The sequence below is a fragment of the Vibrio sp. 10N.286.48.B8 genome, from assembly GCF_003050085.1.
Classification (GTDB): Bacteria; Pseudomonadota; Gammaproteobacteria; order Enterobacterales; family Vibrionaceae; genus Vibrio; species Vibrio crassostreae.
Genome location: NZ_PIGD01000017.1, coordinates 78,370 through 100,414 on the forward strand (window position 1 = coordinate 78,370; position 22,045 = coordinate 100,414).

The 22,045-nt window shown below is 42.3% G+C and carries 18 protein-coding genes and 9 tRNA genes; 12 read left to right on the forward strand and 15 right to left on the reverse strand.

Annotated features, from left to right (window positions below; all coding sequences use genetic code 11):
• Positions 1-37 precede the first annotated feature (37 nt).
• Both CWO08_RS18030 and CWO08_RS18035 read right to left on the reverse strand, forming a co-directional pair.
• Positions 38-1,408 carry an endonuclease/exonuclease/phosphatase family protein gene (locus CWO08_RS18030; protein WP_102479738.1) on the reverse strand — a complete coding sequence of 457 codons (1,371 nt, stop codon included), beginning with the start codon at positions 1,406-1,408 and terminating at the stop codon, positions 38-40.
• Positions 1,409-1,687: 279 nt separating this feature from the next.
• Entirely contained in the window at positions 1,688-2,830 is a 1,143-nt protein-coding gene (locus tag CWO08_RS18035; protein WP_048660095.1) for a fatty acid desaturase, read from the reverse strand.
• Positions 2,831-2,996: 166 nt separating this feature from the next.
• On the opposite strand from CWO08_RS18035, the gene CWO08_RS18040 reads away from it, so the two are divergent.
• Positions 2,997-3,542 (forward strand): GNAT family N-acetyltransferase, encoded by a 546-nt coding sequence (locus CWO08_RS18040; protein WP_055318731.1) that lies wholly within the window; start codon positions 2,997-2,999, stop codon positions 3,540-3,542.
• A 157-nt stretch (positions 3,543-3,699) separates the two neighbouring features.
• Here CWO08_RS18040 and CWO08_RS18045 read toward each other — a convergent pair whose 3' ends face one another.
• The 12 genes from CWO08_RS18045 to CWO08_RS18100 form a co-directional block, all read right to left on the reverse strand.
• Entirely contained in the window at positions 3,700-4,725 is a 1,026-nt protein-coding gene (locus CWO08_RS18045; protein ID WP_181360056.1) for a GGDEF domain-containing protein, read from the reverse strand.
• A 284-nt stretch (positions 4,726-5,009) separates the two neighbouring features.
• Positions 5,010-5,945 (reverse strand): ribosome biogenesis GTPase YlqF, encoded by a 936-nt coding sequence (ylqF, locus tag CWO08_RS18050; RefSeq protein ID WP_029405588.1) that lies wholly within the window; start codon positions 5,943-5,945, stop codon positions 5,010-5,012.
• 166 nt (positions 5,946-6,111) lie between these two features.
• Positions 6,112-6,426: a cytochrome c gene (locus tag CWO08_RS18055; RefSeq protein WP_102431388.1), complete on the reverse strand. Its 315-nt coding sequence runs from the start codon at positions 6,424-6,426 to the stop codon at positions 6,112-6,114.
• A 336-nt stretch (positions 6,427-6,762) separates the two neighbouring features.
• On the reverse strand, positions 6,763-7,452 hold the full coding sequence (locus CWO08_RS18060; protein WP_102460936.1) for a helix-turn-helix transcriptional regulator: 690 nt from the start codon (positions 7,450-7,452) through the stop codon (positions 6,763-6,765).
• 95 nt (positions 7,453-7,547) lie between these two features.
• Complete coding sequence (locus tag CWO08_RS18065) at positions 7,548-8,429, reverse strand: hypothetical protein (protein WP_102431745.1); 882 nt, start codon at positions 8,427-8,429, stop codon at positions 7,548-7,550.
• Positions 8,419-10,911 carry a fimbria/pilus outer membrane usher protein gene (locus CWO08_RS18070; RefSeq protein ID WP_241902280.1) on the reverse strand — a complete coding sequence of 831 codons (2,493 nt, stop codon included), beginning with the start codon at positions 10,909-10,911 and terminating at the stop codon, positions 8,419-8,421. The genes CWO08_RS18065 and CWO08_RS18070 overlap by 11 nt, the downstream gene beginning before the upstream one ends.
• Entirely contained in the window at positions 10,895-11,581 is a 687-nt protein-coding gene (locus CWO08_RS18075; protein ID WP_102431746.1) for a fimbria/pilus periplasmic chaperone, read from the reverse strand. The genes CWO08_RS18070 and CWO08_RS18075 overlap by 17 nt, the downstream gene beginning before the upstream one ends.
• A 2-nt stretch (positions 11,582-11,583) precedes the next feature.
• Positions 11,584-12,309 carry a molecular chaperone gene (locus CWO08_RS18080; protein WP_048668843.1) on the reverse strand — a complete coding sequence of 242 codons (726 nt, stop codon included), beginning with the start codon at positions 12,307-12,309 and terminating at the stop codon, positions 11,584-11,586.
• 89 nt (positions 12,310-12,398) lie between these two features.
• Positions 12,399-12,896, reverse strand: a complete 498-nt coding sequence (locus tag CWO08_RS18085; RefSeq protein ID WP_017080976.1) for a hypothetical protein — start codon at positions 12,894-12,896, stop codon at positions 12,399-12,401.
• 77 nt (positions 12,897-12,973) lie between these two features.
• The gene (locus tag CWO08_RS18090) at positions 12,974-13,498 is read right to left on the reverse strand and encodes a hypothetical protein (protein ID WP_230682276.1); all 525 of its coding nucleotides are present in this window, start codon (positions 13,496-13,498) and stop codon (positions 12,974-12,976) included.
• A 767-nt stretch (positions 13,499-14,265) separates the two neighbouring features.
• Positions 14,266-15,270: a low-specificity L-threonine aldolase gene (ltaE, locus tag CWO08_RS18095; RefSeq protein WP_102431565.1), complete on the reverse strand. Its 1,005-nt coding sequence runs from the start codon at positions 15,268-15,270 to the stop codon at positions 14,266-14,268.
• Between the two features lie 17 nt (positions 15,271-15,287).
• Positions 15,288-15,803: an NUDIX hydrolase gene (locus tag CWO08_RS18100; protein ID WP_102431564.1), complete on the reverse strand. Its 516-nt coding sequence runs from the start codon at positions 15,801-15,803 to the stop codon at positions 15,288-15,290.
• Positions 15,804-16,091: 288 nt separating this feature from the next.
• On the opposite strand from CWO08_RS18100, the gene CWO08_RS18105 reads away from it, so the two are divergent.
• The 6 genes from CWO08_RS18105 to CWO08_RS18130 all read left to right on the forward strand — a co-directional run bounded on the left by CWO08_RS18105 (position 16,092) and on the right by CWO08_RS18130 (position 19,903).
• Positions 16,092-17,747 (forward strand): ATPase RavA domain-containing protein, encoded by a 1,656-nt coding sequence (locus CWO08_RS18105; protein WP_050634205.1) that lies wholly within the window; start codon positions 16,092-16,094, stop codon positions 17,745-17,747.
• A gap of 11 nt (positions 17,748-17,758) precedes the next feature.
• A complete protein-coding gene (viaA, locus tag CWO08_RS18110) occupies positions 17,759-19,204 on the forward strand; it encodes an ATPase RavA stimulator ViaA (protein ID WP_108020874.1) in 1,446 nt (481 codons plus the stop codon).
• 199 nt (positions 19,205-19,403) lie between these two features.
• Positions 19,404-19,477: transfer RNA gene (locus tag CWO08_RS18115), tRNA-Cys, on the forward strand.
• Positions 19,478-19,522: 45 nt separating this feature from the next.
• Positions 19,523-19,598 (forward strand) — tRNA-Gly (locus tag CWO08_RS18120).
• Positions 19,599-19,678: 80 nt separating this feature from the next.
• Positions 19,679-19,765, forward strand: a tRNA-Leu gene (locus CWO08_RS18125).
• Between the two features lie 64 nt (positions 19,766-19,829).
• Positions 19,830-19,903 (forward strand) — tRNA-Cys (locus tag CWO08_RS18130).
• A gap of 75 nt (positions 19,904-19,978) precedes the next feature.
• Here CWO08_RS18130 and CWO08_RS18135 read toward each other — a convergent pair.
• Positions 19,979-20,767, reverse strand: coding sequence for a lipase (locus tag CWO08_RS18135; protein WP_102433455.1), 789 nt, complete (start codon positions 20,765-20,767; stop codon positions 19,979-19,981).
• Positions 20,768-21,115: 348 nt separating this feature from the next.
• Between CWO08_RS18135 and CWO08_RS18140 the strand changes: the two genes are divergently transcribed.
• The 5 genes from CWO08_RS18140 to CWO08_RS18160 all read left to right on the forward strand — a co-directional run bounded on the left by CWO08_RS18140 (position 21,116) and on the right by CWO08_RS18160 (position 21,770).
• Positions 21,116-21,202: transfer RNA gene (locus CWO08_RS18140), tRNA-Leu, on the forward strand.
• A 67-nt stretch (positions 21,203-21,269) separates the two neighbouring features.
• Positions 21,270-21,343 (forward strand) — tRNA-Cys (locus CWO08_RS18145).
• Between the two features lie 45 nt (positions 21,344-21,388).
• Positions 21,389-21,464, forward strand: a tRNA-Gly gene (locus CWO08_RS18150).
• Positions 21,465-21,543: 79 nt separating this feature from the next.
• Positions 21,544-21,630 (forward strand) — tRNA-Leu (locus CWO08_RS18155).
• Positions 21,631-21,696: 66 nt separating this feature from the next.
• A tRNA-Cys gene (locus tag CWO08_RS18160) sits at positions 21,697-21,770 on the forward strand.
• Positions 21,771-22,045: the final 275 nt, after the last annotated feature.

Genomic DNA, 22,045 nt, shown 5'->3' on the forward strand with positions numbered 1-22,045 from the left:
CCCGACACTAAGCCGGGCATCTTAAAAAGTGAATGAATTAGTTACTGAAATCAGCCTTTACCCAGATCATACGATGGTCAGAGGATACATCCTTGCCGTTACCATAATCACCAATTCGTGAGTCATTGAATAGTTTGCGTCCTTCTTCATACGAAGCTGACCAATAAACACCAGATTCAACAATGTTTAATGTAGCTGACGGCAGTGCGTAATCAACCGCAAGTCCAAACGTCGAAGTTATACGGTTTGGTTGTGGGTGAGACGATGACTTATCTACCGCATGTTCAGCTGCGCCATAACTAGTAGGGTATAGACTGCCGTTGGTGACTTCTTGATTAACTAATGAGTCGTTATGCAAGTCTTGCATTACAGAGCTAATGCCGTCGCCATCAACAGGATCTAGGTTTTGGTCACCCATCATAACAAAGTGCTTGCCTTGCTCTAGGCCACCTGTTTTTCCAGTGTCATCATAGATGAACGACTTGTTTTGGATGTATTGGTGCCAGAAGTCGACTTCTGCTGCGTTTTGCTCAATGTTCTTACCCACATCAAAAGCTGGAGGAGTAGGGTGTGACATCAACAAGTGAACGGTTTCTGTCCCGTTTTTAGTTGGAATTAGGATCGGCGCGTCAACGTGGTTTTTTGACGATAGACGAACTTCTTCCCATTCAGCTGCTGTGTACCACTCGTCGCCACAGTCCATGCCGACAGGGAACTTACTAGGATCATCACACACTGTGATTGTTGGGATGGTTGCACCTTCAAGATCCTTCCATTTAAATTCTTGGAATGTACGAGTGTTTGCCGTGTCTATCTCATATTTAGACATTAGAGCAAACGCGTACTGACCGTGGTAGAAACCGAAGCCCCAAGCGTCACCGGGAAGTGTTCCAAAATTACCGTCATTGTCTAAATCAAAACCAAATTCGTTCAGCAAACCTGTATTGGTCGAATAGCTTTCAAAATATGGGTATGAGATTGGTTCTAGGTTCGCGTCGCCACCTGCACCTTCGATACTTTGAGCAACAGAAAGGTAGTTCTTCTGGAAGCCTTCGAGCGCTGATTTGTCGGTACCAGTACCATCATTGTTAAATTCAGCCATCATCAGCACATCAGGTCGATTCTTTTGAATCACGGCAGCGACGTTGCGGATCTGGATAACCTTTGCAGCTGTTACTTTGTCAGCGTCATCAATCGTGTTATCCAAATAGTCGGTCACTAGTTTTGTTTGAGCGCTTGGTTCAATCTGCATTTCTGTCACAAGGTCTTCGAAGGTGGCACGATCAAAAGACAAGTTATAAGTCGCGATCTTTACTTCTTCAGGTTGAACGTAATCTGTGTCACTGCTGCAACCAATCAAAAGTGCAGAAGAGATGGCGAAAGCGATAGATGTTTTTAACAATTTCATAAAGTGGGTCCGCTAATTGCTGAAAGAAATTTGGGACGCGCATGTTATGAGATGGATATCATTCTGTAAGTGATTCTTGTCACAGGCAAGGCTCTGAAGTGACATCTTGTTGCATTGAAAATGTGACATTTGGAACTAGTGTCTGTAATTAGAATAAAGACTTAAAATTCATAAATTTAATTAGAACTGTGAATTAAAAAAGCCCTCATAGCAATATAAGGGCTTCAGAATAAGAATCAAACTGTGTTGTTATTGGTGTGTTAAGCGTATTTTTTTGCTTTAAGCATATTGTTCCACTGTCATCGCCCAATTTTTCTTCTGTTGTTCGAAATTCATTTTGATTTGCTGGTAACGAACTTTAAGAACTGAGTGTTCGTACTTCTTCACAACGTCTTCACGTTTACTTTCAAGTAGCTGCTTTTTGACTTCGTAGTACTCGTTCATGTTTGATACTAGAGCATCGAATTCTTGCTGAAGCTTGTCTGCGATTTGTTGCTTGTCGGCACGGTGCATGATTTTTTGCTGTGTGCGTTTGAGTAGCATTGACGCTTCGGCTTTCTCAATGCGAGCTTGAGGGGTCTTTTTAAGCTTACTTGTCAGTCCCATCAATGAAGCACTTTTGATCAACCACTTTGTAGGATCGTATTGCCACCAGTAGATGCCGTTACGGTAGTCGTTCTCAAAAATGTGGTGGAAGTTATGGTAGCCTTCGCCAAAAGTTAGAACCGCCAACACACCGTTATCGCGGGCCGTGTTTTTGTCGGTAAAAGGTTGGCTACCCCAGATGTGAGCAAGAGAGTTAATGAAGAATGTTGTGTGGTGGTTAAGTACCAAACGAACAGCGCCTACGATTAACAACATGCCAAGTACGTCACCGTAAATAACACCTAAAGCGATAGGAACACCGAAGTTCATCAGCAATGCCAACAGAACATAGTGCTTGTGCTGCCACATAACAATCTTGTCTTTTTTAAGGTCACGGCAGTTTTCGTAGTTTTCGTACATTGAAGTGCTGTAATTACGAATCATCCAACCAATGTGCGAGTACCAAAAGCCGCGTTTTGCAGAGTATGGGTCTTTGTCGTTGTTATCGACATGCTTGTGGTGTACACGGTGATCAGAAGACCAGTGTAGCGCGCTGTTCTGCAGGGCAAATGCACCACCTAATGCAAACAGGAATCTTAGGCTTGAATGCGCTTCAAACGCTTTGTGTGACCATAAGCGGTGATAACCCGTCGTGATTGAAAGGTTACAGAACGTAAAGCAGATCGCTAGCCATATCCAGTGCTCCATACCATAGCCAAAAAAGTAGCCATAAACGGGAGCGGCTACAACAGCAAGCAGCATACTAAAAGAGAATACAAAAATATTGAGCCAGATTAATGGCGGCTTTTTTGTAGATTGTTTGTCGGCACTATTCATTAGCAAATTTCCATTGGGCTTACATCTGTGCGCTAGAATATCAGCGTACACGTGTAAGTCAATATTGAAAGTGTAAACGTGTATTAGTATGTTTTGCTTAAATATTGTATAAAGGTAGTGTGAAATGTAGTAGCAAGTCATAAATGGAAGTACTAAGGGCTAATAAATGGAAATTAAGGTAGCTGAATATAAAGATTATGAGCGGATTGCCCAATTACACGCGGATAGCTGGAAGCTATATTACCGTGGCATCCTTGCTGATGATTACTTAGAAAATGATGTTTTGGAGGACAGATCTGTTATTTGGCAGACTCGTTTGATTAATCCTCCTTTCAACCAACATGTTTTATTGCTAGAAGAAGGCGGTTTACTGGTTGGTTTCGTCTGCGCGTTTGGCAATCACAACTTTGAACGAGGTACGTTCATTGATGCGTTACACGTAGACAATAATTACCGCGGTCGCGGTGTAGGCAAGCGTCTATTGTCTGAACTATCGAAGTGGTTACAGCAATACTATTCGGATTCAGGGCTTTACCTAGAAGTGATGTCTGAAAATCGCCAAGCTATCGCGTTTTATGAAGCAATTGGAGGCAAAGAAGAGCTAGAGCAAGTTTGGAATGCACCATGTGGTAGCCAAGTGAACGAAAAAGTGATTTCTTGGAACTCTCCCGTTGAACTTGAACAGAAAACAGCAAGCGTCGTGTATTCTTAGACGATTCTTGTTGAATACTGGTTCCTTGCTTAATTGCAACGCTTACCAAAGCTGAAGAATAAAGATAAAAGCCCCGAGCATTAAATTGTTCGGGGCTTTTTTGATTGGAGTAGTCGTCTTTTTTGTTAATCGCTAAGGTGCGTGAAATACTGGGTGATTAATCACACCATGTGATCTTATTCCTACCGCCTTTCTTCGAAATGTAGAGTGCTTGGTCGGCGTCGTCGATAAGTTGCTCGACAGAACCAAGGGCCTGAGGTGCATGTTTTACACCGATTGAAATCGTTACCTCTAACCTAAGGCGAGAAGGGGACTCTAAAAGGGAGTTAACTAGCGATTCAATTGAAGCCTTTGTTTCCCCTTGCACCATCACCAAAAATTCTTCACCCCCGTATCGAAAGCAGTTACTGCTCGTCGGTAGTCGTTTTTGAATCTCATCAGCCAGTTCTTTTATCACCATGTCGCCCATTTGATGGCCGTAGGTGTCGTTAATTGATTTGAAATGATCAACATCTATCATTATCGATGTAATGGATAACTGACGGTTTATGCTCGGTTCTATGACCTGATGAAGATAAAGGCGGTTGTAGCAACCTGTTAGCGCGTCTTGATAAGAAAGGGCCTCAAACATATTGGATTGTTTGCGAAGCTGAATCGCTTGTTTGCGCAACTGCTCGGATTGAGCAAAACGCTTGTGTACTTCTAAGTCACGTCTTATACAGGCCGCTGAGATTAGGATGTAAGCCGAAATATAAACGGAAATTGTTTCTATTTCATGCTTTGGCTCTGCTTCATAAAGCAGTGGCGCAAGGCCGATCAGATAAGCCCAAAAGATAAACGACAGCGTAAAGATACTGTATTTGGCTGACAATCTTGAAAATGTGCCAATGTAGATCATGACAAGAATGATACCACCTTGGTAATCGAAATTATTCAGATCAATCGCAAGCCGACCGACATAGACCAAGAAAAGTGAGCTAACTACAAGGAAAGTACTTTCTACCAGTTCCAAAACGTTGGGTTTGTTTGTAATGCAGTATCTGGCGACAGCCATCATCAATAGAAAAAGCATGACTCGGAATATGATAGGCGTAATGCACTCGCTACCAAAGTGGATGTAGTCGGTGATGATGAAAGCACAGAATATTGAGATTGGTATGTAGATGAAATTTATGTACGGCAAATAAATTTCATTATCGAAATAGGTTTTAAATCTTTGATTCTTGAACCCAGAATAAGAGCGCATTGAGAAATTAGCCGAGATTGATACACAATAATTTGCGTAGTATGTCACAGTCTTTGGGATTGTAAACGACCGTTTCTATAGATTTGTCAGTATGTTAGCTAGATCAATAAACGGTAACAGGCAATATTCACGCTCTATCATCGATAGAACGTGAATATATTAGAGGCAGGTGTAAGAGTGGTAAACAGAAACTAAAGTAGATTAATAAAAACTAATAGCGATTAACGCTTGTTCTTCAAGTAACGCTTACGACGCTCTTCTTTTTTCTTAATCTGTTGTTCGGCTTTCAGCGCAGCCGCTTCTTCAACTTCGATCAGCTCTTGTGTGATCATTTCAGGTAGCTCAAGTGTTACCTTACCTAAAGTGCCGTTACGCAATTCGTGAAGCAGGATTTCTGAACATTTGTGAATGTCGATATGACCACCGGCACGAAGTGCACCACGCTTACGGCCAATCGCTTCCATCAATTCGATGTCAGACTCAGGCAGCTCTTCAATTTGGTAGCGCTCTTGCAAAAGGTTAGGGTACTGTTTTGCTAGGTACTCTACTGTGTAAAATGCCACTTCATCGTATTCCATTGCCGTATCTTTTACAGCACCTGTTGCAGCCAAGCGGAAGCCACTGTGTGGGTTTTCCACTTTAGGCCAAAGGATTCCTGGAGTATCTGAAAGAATCACGCCGTTTTGCAGGTTGATACGTTGTTGACGACGAGTTACCGCAGGTTGGTTACCAGTAACCGCAATCGTACGTCCAGCCAAGCAGTTGATGATGGTCGATTTACCCACATTCGGGATGCCCATGATCATTGTACGAATGTTCTTGCCCATCTGTTCACGGTGCGGTGCCAGCTTACGTACTAGCTCCATAACGTGGTTAACTTCTTCTTTTACGCTAGTCGTAATCGCAATCGCTTTAACGCCTTGCTCTTTCTCGAAGTGTTCAATCCAACGCTGAGTCAGTTCAGGATCGGCAAGGTCACGCTTGTTCAACACTTTTACACAAGGCTTATCGCCGCGCAGTGAAGAGATCATTGGGTTTTCACTACTAAACGGGATACGAGCGTCCAGTACTTCGATGATCACATCAACCTGTGGGATAACTTCTTCGATTTCTTTGCGGGCTTTATGCATGTGGCCCGGAAACCATTGAATAGACATAGAGATAAACCTTGATAAATATATTTGCTGCACATTGTAAGGGTTGGATGATACGTGTAAAGGTATATCTATCGCGACCTTCAATGAGCTCTGTGAGTTTGCTTGAAGTATAGACGGCTTGGTGATGCTTATTTAGCTGATGATTAACCTGATGAAAGTGGGCCCGCTAATGTTGTGACGTGTAAAAAGCCGCTATATCTTTCAAGTCTTGGTCATTGAGCTTGCTTAGTTGTGCTCGCATCATATCTGCGTAGTCGCCTTGTCTTTCCCCATTTTGATACGCTTTCATTGTATTAAAGAGGTAGGTTGGATCTTGACCAGAAAGCTTAGGATAGGAGTTATCAGCCGAAGGGCTGGTGGGGTTATGACAAAAAACGCAGCTTGGTGATTTCACTTTACCTAATTCAGGATCGCCATCATCAGAGGCATAAAGGCTAGAAGAAAAAGCGACTAATATTAGAGCGAAGGATGGGTAATGCATGTTTTTGTTCCGGTAAAAACATGATTATAAAGCTGACCTTAAGGGGAAGCTCAAGTTCTATTTGCTCTAGATGAGCAATTACATGGGGTTAGAGTGAATTTTTACAGCTTTGTTAGGAAAGTCATGTACAAACCGGAGCAGCTAAGCTTTTTGAGAAGCTGTGAGTCATAGAGCCGAAATGTGTCGTGAGGCTTAAGTTTTTGTGATGCGCAGTTGTTGGATATCAGAGCAGAAACTTGTTAAGGGGGGACGTGGCCCAAGCTTTGAAAGGGAACTTTCGTCAACTGTCATCGTGCTTGTAGGTAACTGTAATTTACTATTATCTTTGGATTGTAGTTATACTTTGAGCTTTATATCAGGTTGTATAATAGTCTCTAAACTATTGATAAAATATGCTTTTCTTATTGCTTCTTTGCGGTTTGTGACATTTATTTTTTTATATATATTGTATACGTGCGTCTTTACCGTACTTTCTGAAATAAATAGTTCGTTTGAAATTTCTAAATTTGAATCGCCTCTAATCACGCGCTTGAATATTTGAACTTCTCTTTTAGTAAGGCTAGATAGTATTACTTTCGACTTGAAAGTGTAATCGTGTCTATTAGATAGAATATGTGACATTAACTTTCTTGGTAGCCACAAATCGTCGTCACACACTGTTTTTAAACAACGGGTAAGGTGATCAATAGGAGCGTCCTGATAGATGATTCCTTTTATATTAAACAAGTTGAATAGTTGCATTACGGTAATACTCTGTCCGGTAATGTCAGCAGGAACATCGTAGACTACCCATTTCTTTGATTCTATTTTTGATAAAATGATGTTGATATCTTCGATATTTGCCAATAGTAAGTAGCTAATAAGGACGACATCGAAAGTCTTATGGTTACTCGAGCGCTCAATGCTTGTCATGCATTCTCTGCTAAAAGAAAAATCACTGTATTTTTCTATTTCGCGCTGAATAAACTGGTTGTTAATACCGTTGTCACCAATTAGGAGCATGTGCTTCAAATTATTTCTATGCATAACTTATTCCGAGCCTGGTAAATCATGTTTTGATTCTATGACGTTGTGTTTTATAAAATTGAGCTCTCCGGCTTAATTTTTACATAATTGCATAATTACGGTTGCTGTGAAAGTCGGGGTTCAATAGAAATTTGTAATGTATCGTCATATTGACCTCCTGGTTTGTTCTCTGTTTCACCAATGACAAAATTCAAAGGAATAGGTTGACCAATCGTAGCGGAAAGACGTTGAATCCTTGCATCCAGTTGCTCAAGATTTACTCTGTCGCTATCGAGGGACAATTGATATGGAATGTCCCATTTGGTCTCATTAGATTCATGACGCAGCATTCCTTGGTGGGATGATTCCAATACGATGGTATAAGCTGTATTGCTTTGAACCCATAGGTTAGGTGCAGAACGAATAACCTTGTTTGAGTATAAGGTTCCTAGATCAAGGTCATAATGTTGTTGGGTTAATCCATAAAAATGAATTTTCGCAGCAGGAGGAACGGTAACCGATACTGGGATGGAACTAGGGCTAATTTCTATTTGTTGACTATTTGATGTATAAGACGGCGAGACTTCCAATAACCCCCGATAGGTTCCTGATGCTAACCATTGTTTGCTCGGAAATCGCATTTGTATCGTTGCCGAAGGTTGGCTGTCGGTTAATGATAAGTGCCATTGATTAGCCACTGGCATACCGATCTGTCCACTCCACTCAAAGTTGAGTTTGTCTTGGTTTGACCCTTTTAACGAGCGGCTTGTATCGTTAAGCTGCAAAATTAAGCTTAAGTTGCAGGGTTCGCCAATTATGTTCGCATCTATACGGTAAGTGTTTATTGTTGCGAATGTGCCTGCGCTGAAAACATCATATTGTGATTTCGATGAGACGGATTGAATAGTCAACGCACTAGCTTCACATGCCAATGCCGAAGGTACATGGTTTATGGCTATGAGGAACAAGGATCCCCAAAGTACTTGTTTATTCGACATACACATCTCCTAGTCTTATCAAGTTGTTACTGCGTTCACTGAGGGAAATGATGACTGACTCTTGTTCTTTAGTGTCTAGTACTAATTGATATTTACCTGGCTTTAACCCAGAGATTGCAAATATGCCGTTACGATTTGTAAAGAAGTCAATTGGCAACTGTTTTGCCTCACCAAGGTAATGTGCTACGCCAGCGACAAGTGAAATAGGGTTGTTACTTTGACGATCGAATAGCTTGCCAATAACGGTTAATACAGCATCAGATCCAATCTGGAGTTGGAAGCCCCTTTTGTAACCCGGCTTAATCCAAAAAGCGCCGTCGCCTAAGTCATACCCTGGTGGCAAGTTATCGACCTCGTAACTGACTACTTGGCCATTATAAGCAACAAGGTCAGGAACCATGGCACTTGCATCTCCTTTAAGATAAACGCGTGCGTACTCACCCTCTTTTGTGGGATCGATAGCCACGTCATTCTCTTTAAGGCTCTTATGTTTGCTGACAATAGCAAATGCTTCGCGTACTGGTCTGCCGATCGTCACAGATGAGCCCGCAAAAGCAATGGCACTACTAATGGTCACGTCAGTACTGTGGTTTCGTGTTTCACCACTAATGTCTTCAAGCCGCGAAGCGTGGGTTGCATTTAATTCATAGCGGTTTGCCGTGTAGTTAATTCCGGCATCCATATCGGCATCCGTTTCTTCGTTATTAATGACACTCGCAAACGCTGATATCCCGCCTGTGTTACCAATATTATTTTGATAGCTGTAATCTAAGGCGGCTTCATTGAGTTCTGTGGTGTATCGACCGACGACACGAGTTTGTCGACTAAGAGGCCAGCTAACGGTGACTGTAGTGCTGATATCATCGTCTTCGGTTGCGTTGTTCCGATAGTTAACGCGTGCGCTCCAGGTGGCGGGTGTATCAAACAGTCCGTCCGATAAACTCGGGCTAATCAGCCAATAATCGTTCTCTTTGTCTACTCCTGAACGATAATTGAGCGTCATGGCGGCACGTAAGGACTTGCCAAGATAAATGGAGCTGAATGCAGAGACATAATGAGTGGTTAAGTTGATATCGATATCGGAAGCATCAAATCCTGAAACCCCAGTAAAATTGTTGGCCAGATATTCATAACTGAAACTCAGTTGTGGGGACAGCGTGTTCGTATTGGAAAACTCCGCATCGAACGCAAATTTGTAAGCGTCGCCAGTTCCAAATGTAGGGTGTTCGCTAAGAGAAGCAGTGAGTTCAGTGACGCCCCATGTAGAAGCGAGTAACGCAGTGGCACCATATTGATAAAGATCTTCACGGGTTTGAAAGTTCGTACCTAACGTTAACCAAGGACTAATACCCACATCAATATAACCATGGAAAATGCGCTCGTCGGTTAGGTACTCTAGTTGTCCATTTTGTAATTCAGAAGGCGCTCCATACATGATGCTATATTCAAACTCACCGCTATTGAGCAAGTCGTTACCGGTCGCAATAGAAAACTCGATGCGTTCTTCATTACCGGAGCGGTCGGTGATGACGAGTACAATATCATTACTACCTTGTGCAAGGGGGATATCACTAAGGTTATAGCTACCTGCGCCTAGAGTTAATCTTTGGACTGCGATCCCATCAATATAGACATCGACATTTGATGCTCTTTGAAGCGTGAATGATTGATTGGCTCGTGGTCGTGCATTTCTGGTTGGAATGAGCGTAAAATCTCGAGTTAAACCAATACCAAGTATGTCTGTGCTGTCCTGAAAAGATTGACCACTGTTGTACATATCGCCGAGCACAAGTCGTGTTCCTTGTTCGGCAAAGTCAATATTAAGACGAGATCCTTCTCTTACGTATCGTGAATCTTGTGATGAGCTGTTTTCTAGATAGGATTCATACTCAAAGTTTAGAAAACCAATGTTAAGTGCTGAATCGAATTGGCTGCGATAAAGATCCTGTCTTGATGAGTTTTGATCGACATATTGGCTCTCATTGGCAGAAAGGGCAAAATTAATGTACCCACTAAACAGGCTTGGTTCAGCATAGTTATAAAAATCATCTGCGCCGTCCATAGACAATTGCTGGGTTAAGCCAAATTCAGGCGGTACTGTCACGATACATTCTAATGATGAGAAATCGAAACTCAGCCCCAGTCCTACGCTCTCGAAGTCGTTCTGTGACAGCATCTCATCGTCAGTCGTATCATTGAGCTTCCCAATGCCCTCCTGAGTTACGACGGACGAAAGGAGGGAGAGTGTACTTTCCTTAGGTAACAAAATTTCGTTGTTTGCGGTAATGATAATGTCCGCTTCCCCAAGTATGGTGTCACTTATCCTTAGCAACGAGGTAAGTTGAATATCTCGTCCTGTTGGGTTTAAGACCATTTCTTGGCCCCAAGCAGTAGGACTTAAGGCGGCACAATAAAAAAGTACTAATCCCAAGACATACAAAATTTGCCACATCTTGTGATAGGGTTCAGTTTTCATGCCCATGATAAGTGCCCACTGGTAAGTAATTTAAAGAAGAAGGCAAAGTAATAATGGAGCGTGGTGGAATAAACTGCTCACCTAAAGCCTCATGTACTTTTTGGCTCTGAGATTCGAGCCCCGCAAAATGAAGTAACGATGTGTAGGTAAATCGCGATCCTGAATTAGTGAGTGTTAGCTTGCCTTGCTCATCTATGCGCAATTTCACGTCAGGCTCTAACGACGATGAGTGAATGTGCAGCAACGCATTGTAGTGAACTTGTAAGTTGATACCGGTTGTTAAACCGATGGGTTTATCTGTTCTCGCGTTGTTCTGTCCAATATTCACGGTACTGAAACGAATGAAATAACTTTGAGAGGTTTCGAGTGTTCTCTTTCCCAACCATTGTATACGGAATACTTGACGTTCTCCGGGGGCCAACATCGCCGCTGGTGGAAACACAAACATCTCTTCACTCGCTAGATCAGATGTCTCGAATGTACCATCAGATAAGAATTTTAATCGACGAACGTTAGCTTCAAGTGGGAGAGCTTGTGTTGAGTTGTTAGTCACAACTAGTTGCGACGTTGCTCTGTGATCTGTGTTGAGCTCAATGACGGTTGGAAACAGTGTTATGCCAAACGCTTGTGCACACAGAAAGCAATAAATTAGCGCCCCCCAAATATCACGTCTCATTGCTATTGATCCTGCTCTATTTCAATCGATAGGTTATTCACGTTGTAATTTTTAAGAGGCAGCATTTCAAAAAAACGAGTGGAGTAGGGAAGGACTAAAGTTCCAGGAATACGCTTAGCGATTTCTACGCCTTTTAAATATGTCGAATTTTTACCATCAGATATCTTCCATGTTGTATTTGTTAATCGACCGTAGCTATTACCACTGTTAAGTACTTCAAGAACCCATTTGTTGTTTTTGGTATTCTGTTCGATACTTTTAATTTCTAGCTGAGAAGCTGTGTTCTGAGGTCGGACGTTAATAAGCGTATTAAATTGCAGTAACAGACTTACTTGTCCTTGGTTGCTGCTTGCTCTTTGAACTTGTACTTGCTTAACAGCAATTCGATACGCTTTAGATTCTGTGATGGAAGGATCGCCTAAATAGCGCACCATAATAGATTGTGATCGTCCAGGTTCAATAATCGCGGTCACTGGAATAACTAGTAGCTCGTCATCAGCAGGAGTGGTGGTCTCTTTGCCATATTTGTCCATTGTCATATATACCGGAGACAACTCAACCGTGAGCGGTTCTTGAGAAGAATTCTCAACCCTCATGGTCATTTGAGCTCTTTTGCCAAGCGGCGTCATTTCCATAGACATCGGTTCTACTTTGAACGCATGAGCGGACAAACAAGTGAACGACAATAAAAACAGAACGGTCCATTTATGTATGATCCATTGATACATAGCGATAAGCTCCAAATTAAACTTACGTCGTTGAGATTGAGGCTAAGATTAAGTCGGAGGCCAAATAATAGCCCCCGACTTATTAACCTCTAATTTGAGGTGATATTTACGGTTAATGTATCTGAGTAGCCACCTGCCCATGGGGAGGTTTCTGTCGTCACAATATCAATAGATGCGGCAACACCTGTCGCTAATGCGCCAGAACCGCCATAAGAATTACTGACTGAAACGTCATTTAGACCTGGGCCCCCTGGTGCATTAAGCGTGAACGGAGCTAAGCCTGAAGGATTAAATGTTGCATCGTATGTAAGAGCGTAGTCTTCGCTATCATCTGACTCTAGACCACCTTCAGCACTTGTCAGTGTCACAGTTGCACCATCGACGTCATTACACTTCATGTTAAGACCACTAACAGAAAGGTTTTGAATTTGAGATACGTTACCAAAGTCCATAAGTTGCGTTGAAAGACCAGTAACCTCACATACAGGTGAAACAAATCCAACTAACTGTACATCACCTGGAGCGGCTTGGACTTGAGCGCCAAAAATAGCTGTGACTGTTGCTGCGTAGAGTGTTAGCTTTTTCATTAGAAATTCCTTTATCTTAAATGATTGGCTCGAATACTGCTGAGCGTATGTTGTTCTGCAGATACATTGCAGAGTTTTCACTTTGTTACGCTATGAATCGAAGGGTAAACTTCGATCTCAATAACGTCTTGATAATAACCTGCGTAATGCAAGCTATTTTCGAGTGCTACCCTAAGATTCCCCTGTTGAGAGAACGGAATAACACCAGAACTGTCTATCATTACTGGTGAAGTAAGTTGGCTACTGTGCCTACTTTCATGAAGACGAATTTCGTCTATTTGTAATGACAAATTGTAACTTTCAATAATATCAACCCCTTGATGTTGATATTTTAAGCCTCCATATTTTGAGTTGATCGTTATACCCAACGGACGGTTACAATAAATATTAAAAGGTAACGATTGCACATCACGGTGTTCCGTAAAATTCATAATGTTGCCAGAAAAGAAGTTTATTTCGCATCGGTCTTTGATCTGACCGCTAATTCCTAACGTTAAGCTATTAGCACTGGCATATAATGAAAGTGACAGACTGAAAATTAACGCTGAGACGATTAAGTTATGAAGAATTCGAAATGCTTTAACCATAATCTCACCTCTCAACGGTTGAATGTAACTTGTTGCTTAACTGTGAAAACTATATGTGCTTTAAAAAATGGTGAAGTAGTAAAAAAAGTTTATTATTTAAGAGAAGTATGAGTTTTAGTATGATTTTAATCTGAACCGAAGAGATTAAATAATTGGATAATAATACTATATTCAATTAGATAGTGGAGTTTTCCCCAATGTTTGAGTTGACGAGCGATTTTTATTTAATTGATAAAAATAGAAGTATGGTCTACGTCGAGTGTATTGAGTTTTTTGATGGGCCGTTGTCACCACAATAGTTACAGTGTTATTAACGGGGAGGCTAATTTGAAAACTTAATTTATAAGTTGATTTTAGCGATTTTAAATTTTTATTTCCGAGAGGGGTATCTGCTGTTTGTTTATTGAAATTAGTTATTTAAACGAATTTTTAGGGGAGGTTAACTCTAGTTTTAAATACCGTATGCGTGGTATTTAAAAGCTTGATATTATTATTACTAAGTTATTTACCACTAGTGAACAGACAAAGCTTTAAGTCATTAATGAAATTCAAACTCAAAGGTTAATTGAATGCTTAAATTTAGGGATTATTCTTAGAAGGTATCCTTATAGGCCAAAATGAGATTGCGTTCTGTTCCAGTCAATCTAGTGTGTTTTCTAGAAAACCTACAGGTGTCGAAGGCTGGTTTTGTTGTGGAATTGTCTAACAGATTTGATGAAAAATTAAAGCTTCCCGAAGGAAGCTTTAGTGTTAATTGCGATAGAGGCTCTTCTCGTTAAGAGTTAAAGTGCATTTTCTAGCTTTGTTAGGAAAGTAGTGATGTCTTCAGAGCTGATATCTCTATGAGTAACAAATCGAACCGGGTTACCTGGAGACATCGTAATGCCTTGTTTGCCCAGTTCGCGAGCGATTCGGTTGATATCCACGGACTCATCTAACTTAGCAAACACAATGTTAGTTTGAATGAAATCAGGGTTAACAGAAAAGCCTTCTAACTTGCTTAGGCCGATCGCTAGGTTTTTCGCGTTCTCGTGGTCAGCTTTAAGTTGAGCAACGTTCTCAGTCAGTGCCATTTTACCTGCTGCAGCAAGAATGCCTGCTTGACGCATACCGCCACCAACCATTTTACGTAGTCGACGTGCTTTAGCGATGTACTCTTTACTACCAAGTAGTAGAGAGCCAATCGGAGCACCTAAACCTTTCGATAAACAAATCGTCATCGAATCGAAGTGTTGTGCGATCTCTTTAATGTCAACGTCGAGAGCGACTGCCGCATTGTATACGCGTGCGCCGTCTAAGTGCATTTGCAAACCGTGTTGGTTTACGAACTCACGAGCTTCCGCTAGGTAAGACATTGGCAGTACTTTGCCATTGATCGTGTTTTCTAAACTAAGAAGCTTAGTACGAGCAAAGTGGCTGTCGTCAGGTTTAATAGCAGCAGCAAGCTTTTTAAAATCTAAAGTGCCGTCTGGGTTGTTCTCGATTGGTTGAGGTTGAATCGAGCCCAATACCGCCGCGCCACCGGCTTCGTATTTGTAGTTGTGCGCCTGTTGACCACATAGGTATTCATCACCACGCTCACAGTGCGCCATTAGGCCGAGTAGGTTGGCTTGCGTACCTGAAGAGGTGAACATAGCGGCTTCAAAGCCAGTTTCGTTGGCTGCCCACTGCTCAAGCTCGTTTACTGTTGGGTCATCACCATATACATCATCACCGACTTCTGCGCTTGCCATTACATCGCGCATAGCTTGTGAGGGTTTAGTTACGGTATCAGAACGAAAGTCCATGTTTCTCTCCTAGAGTGTTATAGGTAGCCGCAGAGTTGGGCTTTACTTAAACAAGCGATAGTTTTTGTATCGGTGATTTGATCGTGTCGTATTTTATCTTGCAGTTCTTCTAAGCTCAGTTCGATCACTTCTATGACTTCATCTTCATCACATTCAAAGCGGGTAGTGAGGCTTAAGTCTTTTGCGACAAACAGATACTGTATTTCATCACAGAAGCCAGCCAAAGGAGTGACTTGCCCCAAGCTTTGAAAGGAAGTTGCGCTGTAACCGGTTTCTTCTTCCAATTCACGCTGGGCACATTGAAGAGGTGACTCATCAATTTCCATCGTGCCTGCAGGTAGTTCCAAAAGCCATTTCTTAAGAGAAGGGCGGAATTGGTTAATGAGGATGATTTTTCCAGACGAAGTGATAGGAAGAATAACTGCCGCGCCAGGGTGGTTTATTGTTGTATGTTTTACCACGACGTTCGTAGGGAGCGTCACGTTCTCTTCTATGAGAGAAATACTTTTCCATTTATGGATAACTTTACTCATGCAGTCTGGCCACATTCCTTGCCAATTTTTCGTATAACGGAAGACGTGCACCACCATAACGTCTATGGTGTCGAAAATAAAAGAAAAATTAGGGTTAGCAATAGATTTAGTTTCACGCCGTTCGTGATGTTACTCTCATAATTGGAATCTATGATTGCGCCAAAATTACCGACGTAACCATCTGATATAAATGCAACTCAATAATAAAATACACTTGTAACAAAGTGCTAACAAATGTATAAAAACATATCTACACTCTCAATTGTTCAAAGATTTTCGGAGTAACGCATGAACCCTTCTATTTCTTCACATGCTGACAAGGCGCTACTCTCTGAAAGAATCAATAAATTAGCGCATGCTCTCTCTGATGGTGTCTATGAAAGAGAAGACACGATTAAGCTATGTTTACTGGCTGCATTGGCTGGTGAAAGCGTGTTTCTATTAGGCCCTCCGGGCATTGCAAAAAGCCTTATCGCAAAACGTCTTATTCAGGCTTTTGACAACAGTAGTTATTTTGAATATTTGATGACACGTTTCTCTACGCCCGAGGAAGTGTTCGGCCCGCTAAGTATCCAAGAATTAAAAGACAACGGTCGTTATGTAAGACTGACCGAAGGTTACCTACCAACAGCACAAGTTGTATTCCTTGATGAGATCTGGAAAGCCGGCCCTGCAATCCTAAACACCCTGCTTACTGTAGTGAACGAAAAAACATTTAAGAACGGCAGCGACATTGAACGCGTACCTATGCGCTTGTTGGTTTCTGCATCTAATGAACTTCCAGATGAAGACAGCGGCCTAGAAGCCCTTTATGACCGTATGTTGGTTCGCGTGTTTGTTAACCGTATTCAAAACAAACAAAATTTCAAATCAATGCTGACAACGGGTACTTCTCAAGAAGCTGTGATTCCAAAAGGTTTGGCGATCACTGACATTGAGTACCATCAATGGCAGAAAGAGCTCGACAAGCTAGAGCTGACCGATAACTCGTTTAACAAGCTGTATGAACTGAAAACCATGCTTGAAGAGACGGTTAAGAAGCAAGGCTCAGCATCAGAGTCAGACTTGTATGTATCAGATAGACGCTGGAAGAAGGCCGTTAAACTATTGAAAGCGAGTGCGTTCTTCAGTGGTCGCGATAGCGTGAACCCGCTAGATATCATGCTTCTGCAGGATTGTTTATGGCATAGCCCTGAATCGCGCGATGTAGTTCGTAGCGTGGTGAAAGACTTTGCATTGAACCGAGCGTTTGATCAACAAGAATCGAAAGCTCAAATCGAGATGTCTCGTGAAGAGTTAGAAGAGATTCAAGACGATGTTGAATCGACGCTATCAGTTTCGCTCTCTATGGAATCAACCAGCGGCTTGTTGCGAAAAGACGTTTACCAGAATGATATCAAGAACGCGAAAATGTACAGCGTAGGCAGTGCATACAATCTAGTGAAACTGGTTATGCTGCAAAGCAACATGTCGGTGTCTGAATCTGAGAAAGGCGATAGCCGTTGGGTCTACGTAGCCAAAGACGATTTTGATCGTGTTCTTAAAGAAGGTCACGGCGATATTTACGGTTACGTAAACGAAAATAAAAACCTATGCCGTTTAAAACTCGACTTGGATGCATCGAACCAATTAGTGATTAAAGACATTGCCAATCGCTCTGTCTTGGTGAGCGTTGTTACCACAGATGGTTTGGACCAAGAACTGTATAACAAGTGGTTAAGTGGTGCTGAAAGAGCGCTAGAACAGTTAACCGAAGCGGAATTCAAGTTAAAGCGTGTTCGTACTGAATTCCATGATGCGTTGCCTCACAACTATATTGACCCTGACTTGCCGAAAGCGATGGAAGCAAGTTTGCAAGCGGTCACGCAAGATCTTGAAACCACGAAAGTGAAGAGCAGCAAGATTGCTCAGCGTATTAAGTTTATGAGCCAGTACTTCGAGTAAGGGGAGAGCATATGTTAGGAGCAGACGGCTTAAACCTCGCTTTGATGGTGGCTGATTCAGGAATCATTGATACCGCGATGAATGATCTCATTGCTCGCTCTCAAGTCATGATGGCTGCAGAGAACAAAGGCGTGAAAACATCAGTGAAAAACCACTTAGTGAAATGGCGCGGTAAAGTTAAAAAACGCGTCACTAAAGTGTGTGAAACTGATCGATTCCAAGAGGAAATCGCCCTTTACCAAGAAGTGATTTACTGGGATGAACCGCAATTCTTTGATGAGATTGATAGTGTCATCAAAAAACTGGAGTGGCACTCCGCGTTCTACCTACAAGCAAGACGCTTGATGGAAAACAACAAAGGCGTTTATAACGCGATGTTTCCACACTACTTTTGCGACCAATGGTACCAATCTCTTTCTGATGCGATCAAACAAGCTCAAGTAACCGAGCTCGAAACAAGCAAAGAAAAAGTCTTAGCCGATCTTTATCAGCGCATGGAAACCATGAAAAACATGGACAAAGTGACGGAGTCGGGTGATGAAGGCAGTGTAGGGCGCTTGTGGGACATGGCATCTGCCAAGTTAAGCAAAACAGACCTTACCATCATGAAACGCCATGCTGAGTTCTTGAATAAGCACAAGGGCTTGCAAGAGATCGCTGAAAAGCTAGGCCGTATGGCTGGCGAGGAAGATGATCCTTCGCTACACAAAGCCCCTGTAGAAGAATTGCAGATGGTTGAAGAGAAAAGCGATGAAGCGGTCGATGATATTGTTGGGATTCACGAAAGTGATGACCTCAACAAGATGCTGCCAAACGAAACTATGTTTCTAGCTTACCCTGAACTTGAGGTTATCTTTTACAAGCACTTGGCCGACAAGCGTTTACTGAACTATCGCTCGCAAGGTAAATCACGCACGTTACGTAAAGTGAAAGCGCAAAAGCCAGATAGCAAGAACATCGATATTGAAAAGGGTCCGTTTATCGTCTGTGTGGACGCTTCGGGCTCTATGAGTGGATTCCCTGAGCAGTCTGCCAAAGCTATGGCTTATGCCTTAATGCAAATTGCTCTTGCGGAAGAGAGAGATTGTTACGTGATTCTGTTCTCTTCTGAGCAGATTACCTATGAGTTAACAAGGCAAGATGGCCTTCGTGAAGCGAGCGACTTCTTAAGTTACTCATTCCATGGCGGTACGGATCTAGAACCTGTTCTCATGAAATCGATTGACTTGATGACGGGTGATAAATACAAAAATGCCGATTTAATCGTACTTTCGGATTTCATTGCACCGAAACAATCTGAAGAAATGATTGCTCAAGTTGAAAAGTTGAAAGAACACAAAAACCGTTTCCACGCGGTTAGTCTTTCTAAGTATGGTAACCCTCAACTTATGACGATGTTTGACCACTGCTGGGCGTATCATCCGAGTCTTGTCGGTCGTTTCATGAAGAAGTGGTAGCGCTAGAACATCTAATTTAAATCCATTTTGCTGTGTGTTTTTTGATAGAAGAGATCGAACATGCAGCAATTTGATTTAAATGTCAGCAAACGGAATTTAAATTCACTTTTTTGTTTGACTATCTCCCCTTAATCCGTAAAGTAGGCACCCGAACACAGCGGTGTGGCTTACTTAAGTCCCTAAAGTGTTGAATTAAAAAGGCGCCTTGGCAGAGTGGCTATGCAGCGGATTGCAAATCCGTGGACCTCGGTTCGACTCCGGGAGGCGCCTCCATTCTTTCTCTTAGTTTGATAAGTTAAGAGATATTAAGAATGAAATGCGATACTAGCTCAGTTGGTAGAGCGCAACCTTGCCAAGGTTGAGGTCATCGGTTCGAACCCGATGTATCGCTCCAAATTTTGTAATGTTGATTCATTTTGACATTAAGATGGTGTTTTACTTTTCAGTAATCGGCATCGCAATAAAGAATTGCGTGCCCTGGTGGTGGAATTGGTAGACACAAGGGATTTAAAATCCCTCGACGTTCGCGTTGTGCCGGTTCAAGTCCGGCCCGGGGCACCATCTATTTGATTGTTACCTTTTTGGGTAATGTTCAAAAGAGTTGTTCTCTTAAAACACTATTGAAGGCGCCTTGGCAGAGTGGCTATGCAGCGGATTGCAAATCCGTGGACCTCGGTTCGACTCCGGGAGGCGCCTCCATCATTTAGAAAAAACCAGTCCTCGTGGCTGGTTTTTTCGTTTCTGGCCTCGCTAAAAGCTTCCAACGTCCCCTTTTCAATGTTTATCAAAGAAATCTTTGTTACGAATATACTTACTCATCAAATGGTAAGAGAAAGGCCTAATCAACCAACTAAAGATAGAGCGACCAAGACGGATTAATGTCGGTGTGTTCTCGTAGATGCGCCCGTTATAGAGCCAAAGCACTTTGCCTACATGCCAATAGAGCAAAGGAACTGGAGGCATGAAGGTTACGATGTCGATATCACAGCAGATTCGGTAGGTCTTCTTACCCAAACGATAGTGCTTTCGAAAGCTCCAGTCACCAATGGCGGGTTGGCCAAAAGTCACTATTCGCTTAATACGGCTAGGGTACTTTTGATCAAAGTAATCAGCGAAGACACAACCGATAGCGCCACCGGAAGAGTGACCAGTAATAGACACTCTCTTGCCTTGCTCTATTAGAGGTGTGAGCGTAGCTTCCAAGCGTTCAATAACGGTTAAGCCAAGCTTATCTTCATTACGACTTGGCTGGCTTTCCTGAAACATTAGATGATAGAAGCCAGCATGCACACGATAATTGAGCCCAATTCTTTTGCAGCTTCTTGTCCATAGAGCAAAGGTCAGTAACCAATCTGAGATGCTGTGCGATCCTTTGATAACCACAACCACTTCATCTTTGTCGCTGCTCCACAGCACTCGAATCATGGTCTTGCCAAACTGGTTCTTTATGATGCGTTGTCCATTTGGGTCAAAACCATAGCGAGTTTGCTTAAATACTCTAGGGTAGGCGAGGTTACAAAGAACGGCATAGCGCTCATATTGATATCGTTTTAGTGGTTTCACGTGTTTACTTCTTAATAAGAGTTACTTAAAACTCTAGTCGTTGAATGTGAAAAGCACATGAAAACACCATTTACTTGATTCGTTACAGAAAAACCAAAATTTGCCGCTGTCGCTAAAGTTAACCCTAGATAGTAAATTGCAGTGTTAGATTAGAGAACAGCGTATAAGAACCGTACAAGCTGCACTAAATTTATTCTTTGGAGAGTGATAATTAATCATTTGAATTAAAAGATAAAATTTATTGTTGACGAATTTTTTCCATCCGTTAAAGTACACCTCGTTCTCACGGCTTAGGTCGCTGAGAGATGGTGTTTTACTTTTCAGTAATCAGCATCGCAAGATTGCGTTGCCCTGGTGGTGGAATTGGTAGACACAAGGGATTTAAAATCCCTCGGCGTTCGCGCTGTGCCGGTTCAAGTCCGGCCCGGGGCACCATCTATCTTGCTTCTACTTTTTGAGTAGAGTGATGAACAAAGAGTTGTTCTCTTAAATCACTATTAAAGGCGCCTTGGCAGAGTGGCTATGCAGCGGATTGCAAATCCGTGGACCTCGGTTCGACTCCGGGAGGCGCCTCCATTCTTTCTCTTAGTTTGATAAGTTAAGAGATATTAAGAATGAAATGCGATACTAGCTCAGTTGGTAGAGCGCAACCTTGCCAAGGTTGAGGTCATCGGTTCGAACCCGATGTATCGCTCCAAATTTTGTAATGTTGATTAATTTGACATTAAGATGGTGTTTTACTTTTCAGTAATCGGCATCGCAATAAAGAATTGCGTGCCCTGGTGGTGGAATTGGTAGACACAAGGGATTTAAAATCCCTCGACGTTCGCGTTGTGCCGGTTCAAGTCCGGCCCGGGGCACCATCTATTTGATTGTTACCTTTTACTAGGTGACAATCAAAAGAGTTGTTCTCTTAAAACACTACTGAAGGCGCCTTGGCAGAGTGGCTATGCAGCGGATTGCAAATCCGTGGACCTCGGTTCGACTCCGGGAGGCGCCTCCACTATTAAAAGTTGAAGGGCCAGCAGAAATGCTGGCCTTTTTGCTATCTGAAATTCTAAACCCTCCATGCTATGTTCAAACTTCCACGTATGTTATCTAGTCAATAACACCTCTAGGAACAAGCTCTTATCTGATCACTTTCTTTGCCTGTCTGTTCCTTGTGTAAACCGGTCATTTGCTAAACAATCAACAGCATCTGTTAACCAATTTTGGTGGTTTTTGAGTGAAATTAGTGGGGAATGGAAAAGGCGATTGTCTTTTGCGTCATTGAGTTCT

Bases quoted from the DNA above. Each gene is read 5' to 3' on its own strand.
- CWO08_RS18030 (WP_102479738.1), bottom strand. From the start codon at position 1,408: ATGAAATTGTTAAAAACATCTATCGCTTTCGCCATCTCTTCTGCACTT.
- CWO08_RS18035 (WP_048660095.1), bottom strand. From the start codon at position 2,830: ATGAATAGTGCCGACAAACAATCTACAAAAAAGCCGCCATTAATCTGG.
- CWO08_RS18040 (WP_055318731.1), top strand. From the start codon at position 2,997: ATGGAAATTAAGGTAGCTGAATATAAAGATTATGAGCGGATTGCCCAA.
- ylqF (WP_029405588.1), bottom strand. From the start codon at position 5,945: ATGTCTATTCAATGGTTTCCGGGCCACATGCATAAAGCCCGCAAAGAA.
- CWO08_RS18055 (WP_102431388.1), bottom strand. From the start codon at position 6,426: ATGCATTACCCATCCTTCGCTCTAATATTAGTCGCTTTTTCTTCTAGC.
- CWO08_RS18060 (WP_102460936.1), bottom strand. From the start codon at position 7,452: ATGCATAGAAATAATTTGAAGCACATGCTCCTAATTGGTGACAACGGT.
- CWO08_RS18065 (WP_102431745.1), bottom strand. From the start codon at position 8,429: ATGTCGAATAAACAAGTACTTTGGGGATCCTTGTTCCTCATAGCCATA.
- CWO08_RS18070 (WP_241902280.1), bottom strand. From the start codon at position 10,911: ATGGGCATGAAAACTGAACCCTATCACAAGATGTGGCAAATTTTGTAT.
- CWO08_RS18075 (WP_102431746.1), bottom strand. From the start codon at position 11,581: ATGAGACGTGATATTTGGGGGGCGCTAATTTATTGCTTTCTGTGTGCA.
- CWO08_RS18080 (WP_048668843.1), bottom strand. From the start codon at position 12,309: ATGTATCAATGGATCATACATAAATGGACCGTTCTGTTTTTATTGTCG.
- CWO08_RS18085 (WP_017080976.1), bottom strand. From the start codon at position 12,896: ATGAAAAAGCTAACACTCTACGCAGCAACAGTCACAGCTATTTTTGGC.
- ltaE (WP_102431565.1), bottom strand. From the start codon at position 15,270: ATGGACTTTCGTTCTGATACCGTAACTAAACCCTCACAAGCTATGCGC.
- CWO08_RS18100 (WP_102431564.1), bottom strand. From the start codon at position 15,803: ATGAGTAAAGTTATCCATAAATGGAAAAGTATTTCTCTCATAGAAGAG.
- CWO08_RS18105 (WP_050634205.1), top strand. From the start codon at position 16,092: ATGAACCCTTCTATTTCTTCACATGCTGACAAGGCGCTACTCTCTGAA.
- viaA (WP_108020874.1), top strand. From the start codon at position 17,759: ATGTTAGGAGCAGACGGCTTAAACCTCGCTTTGATGGTGGCTGATTCA.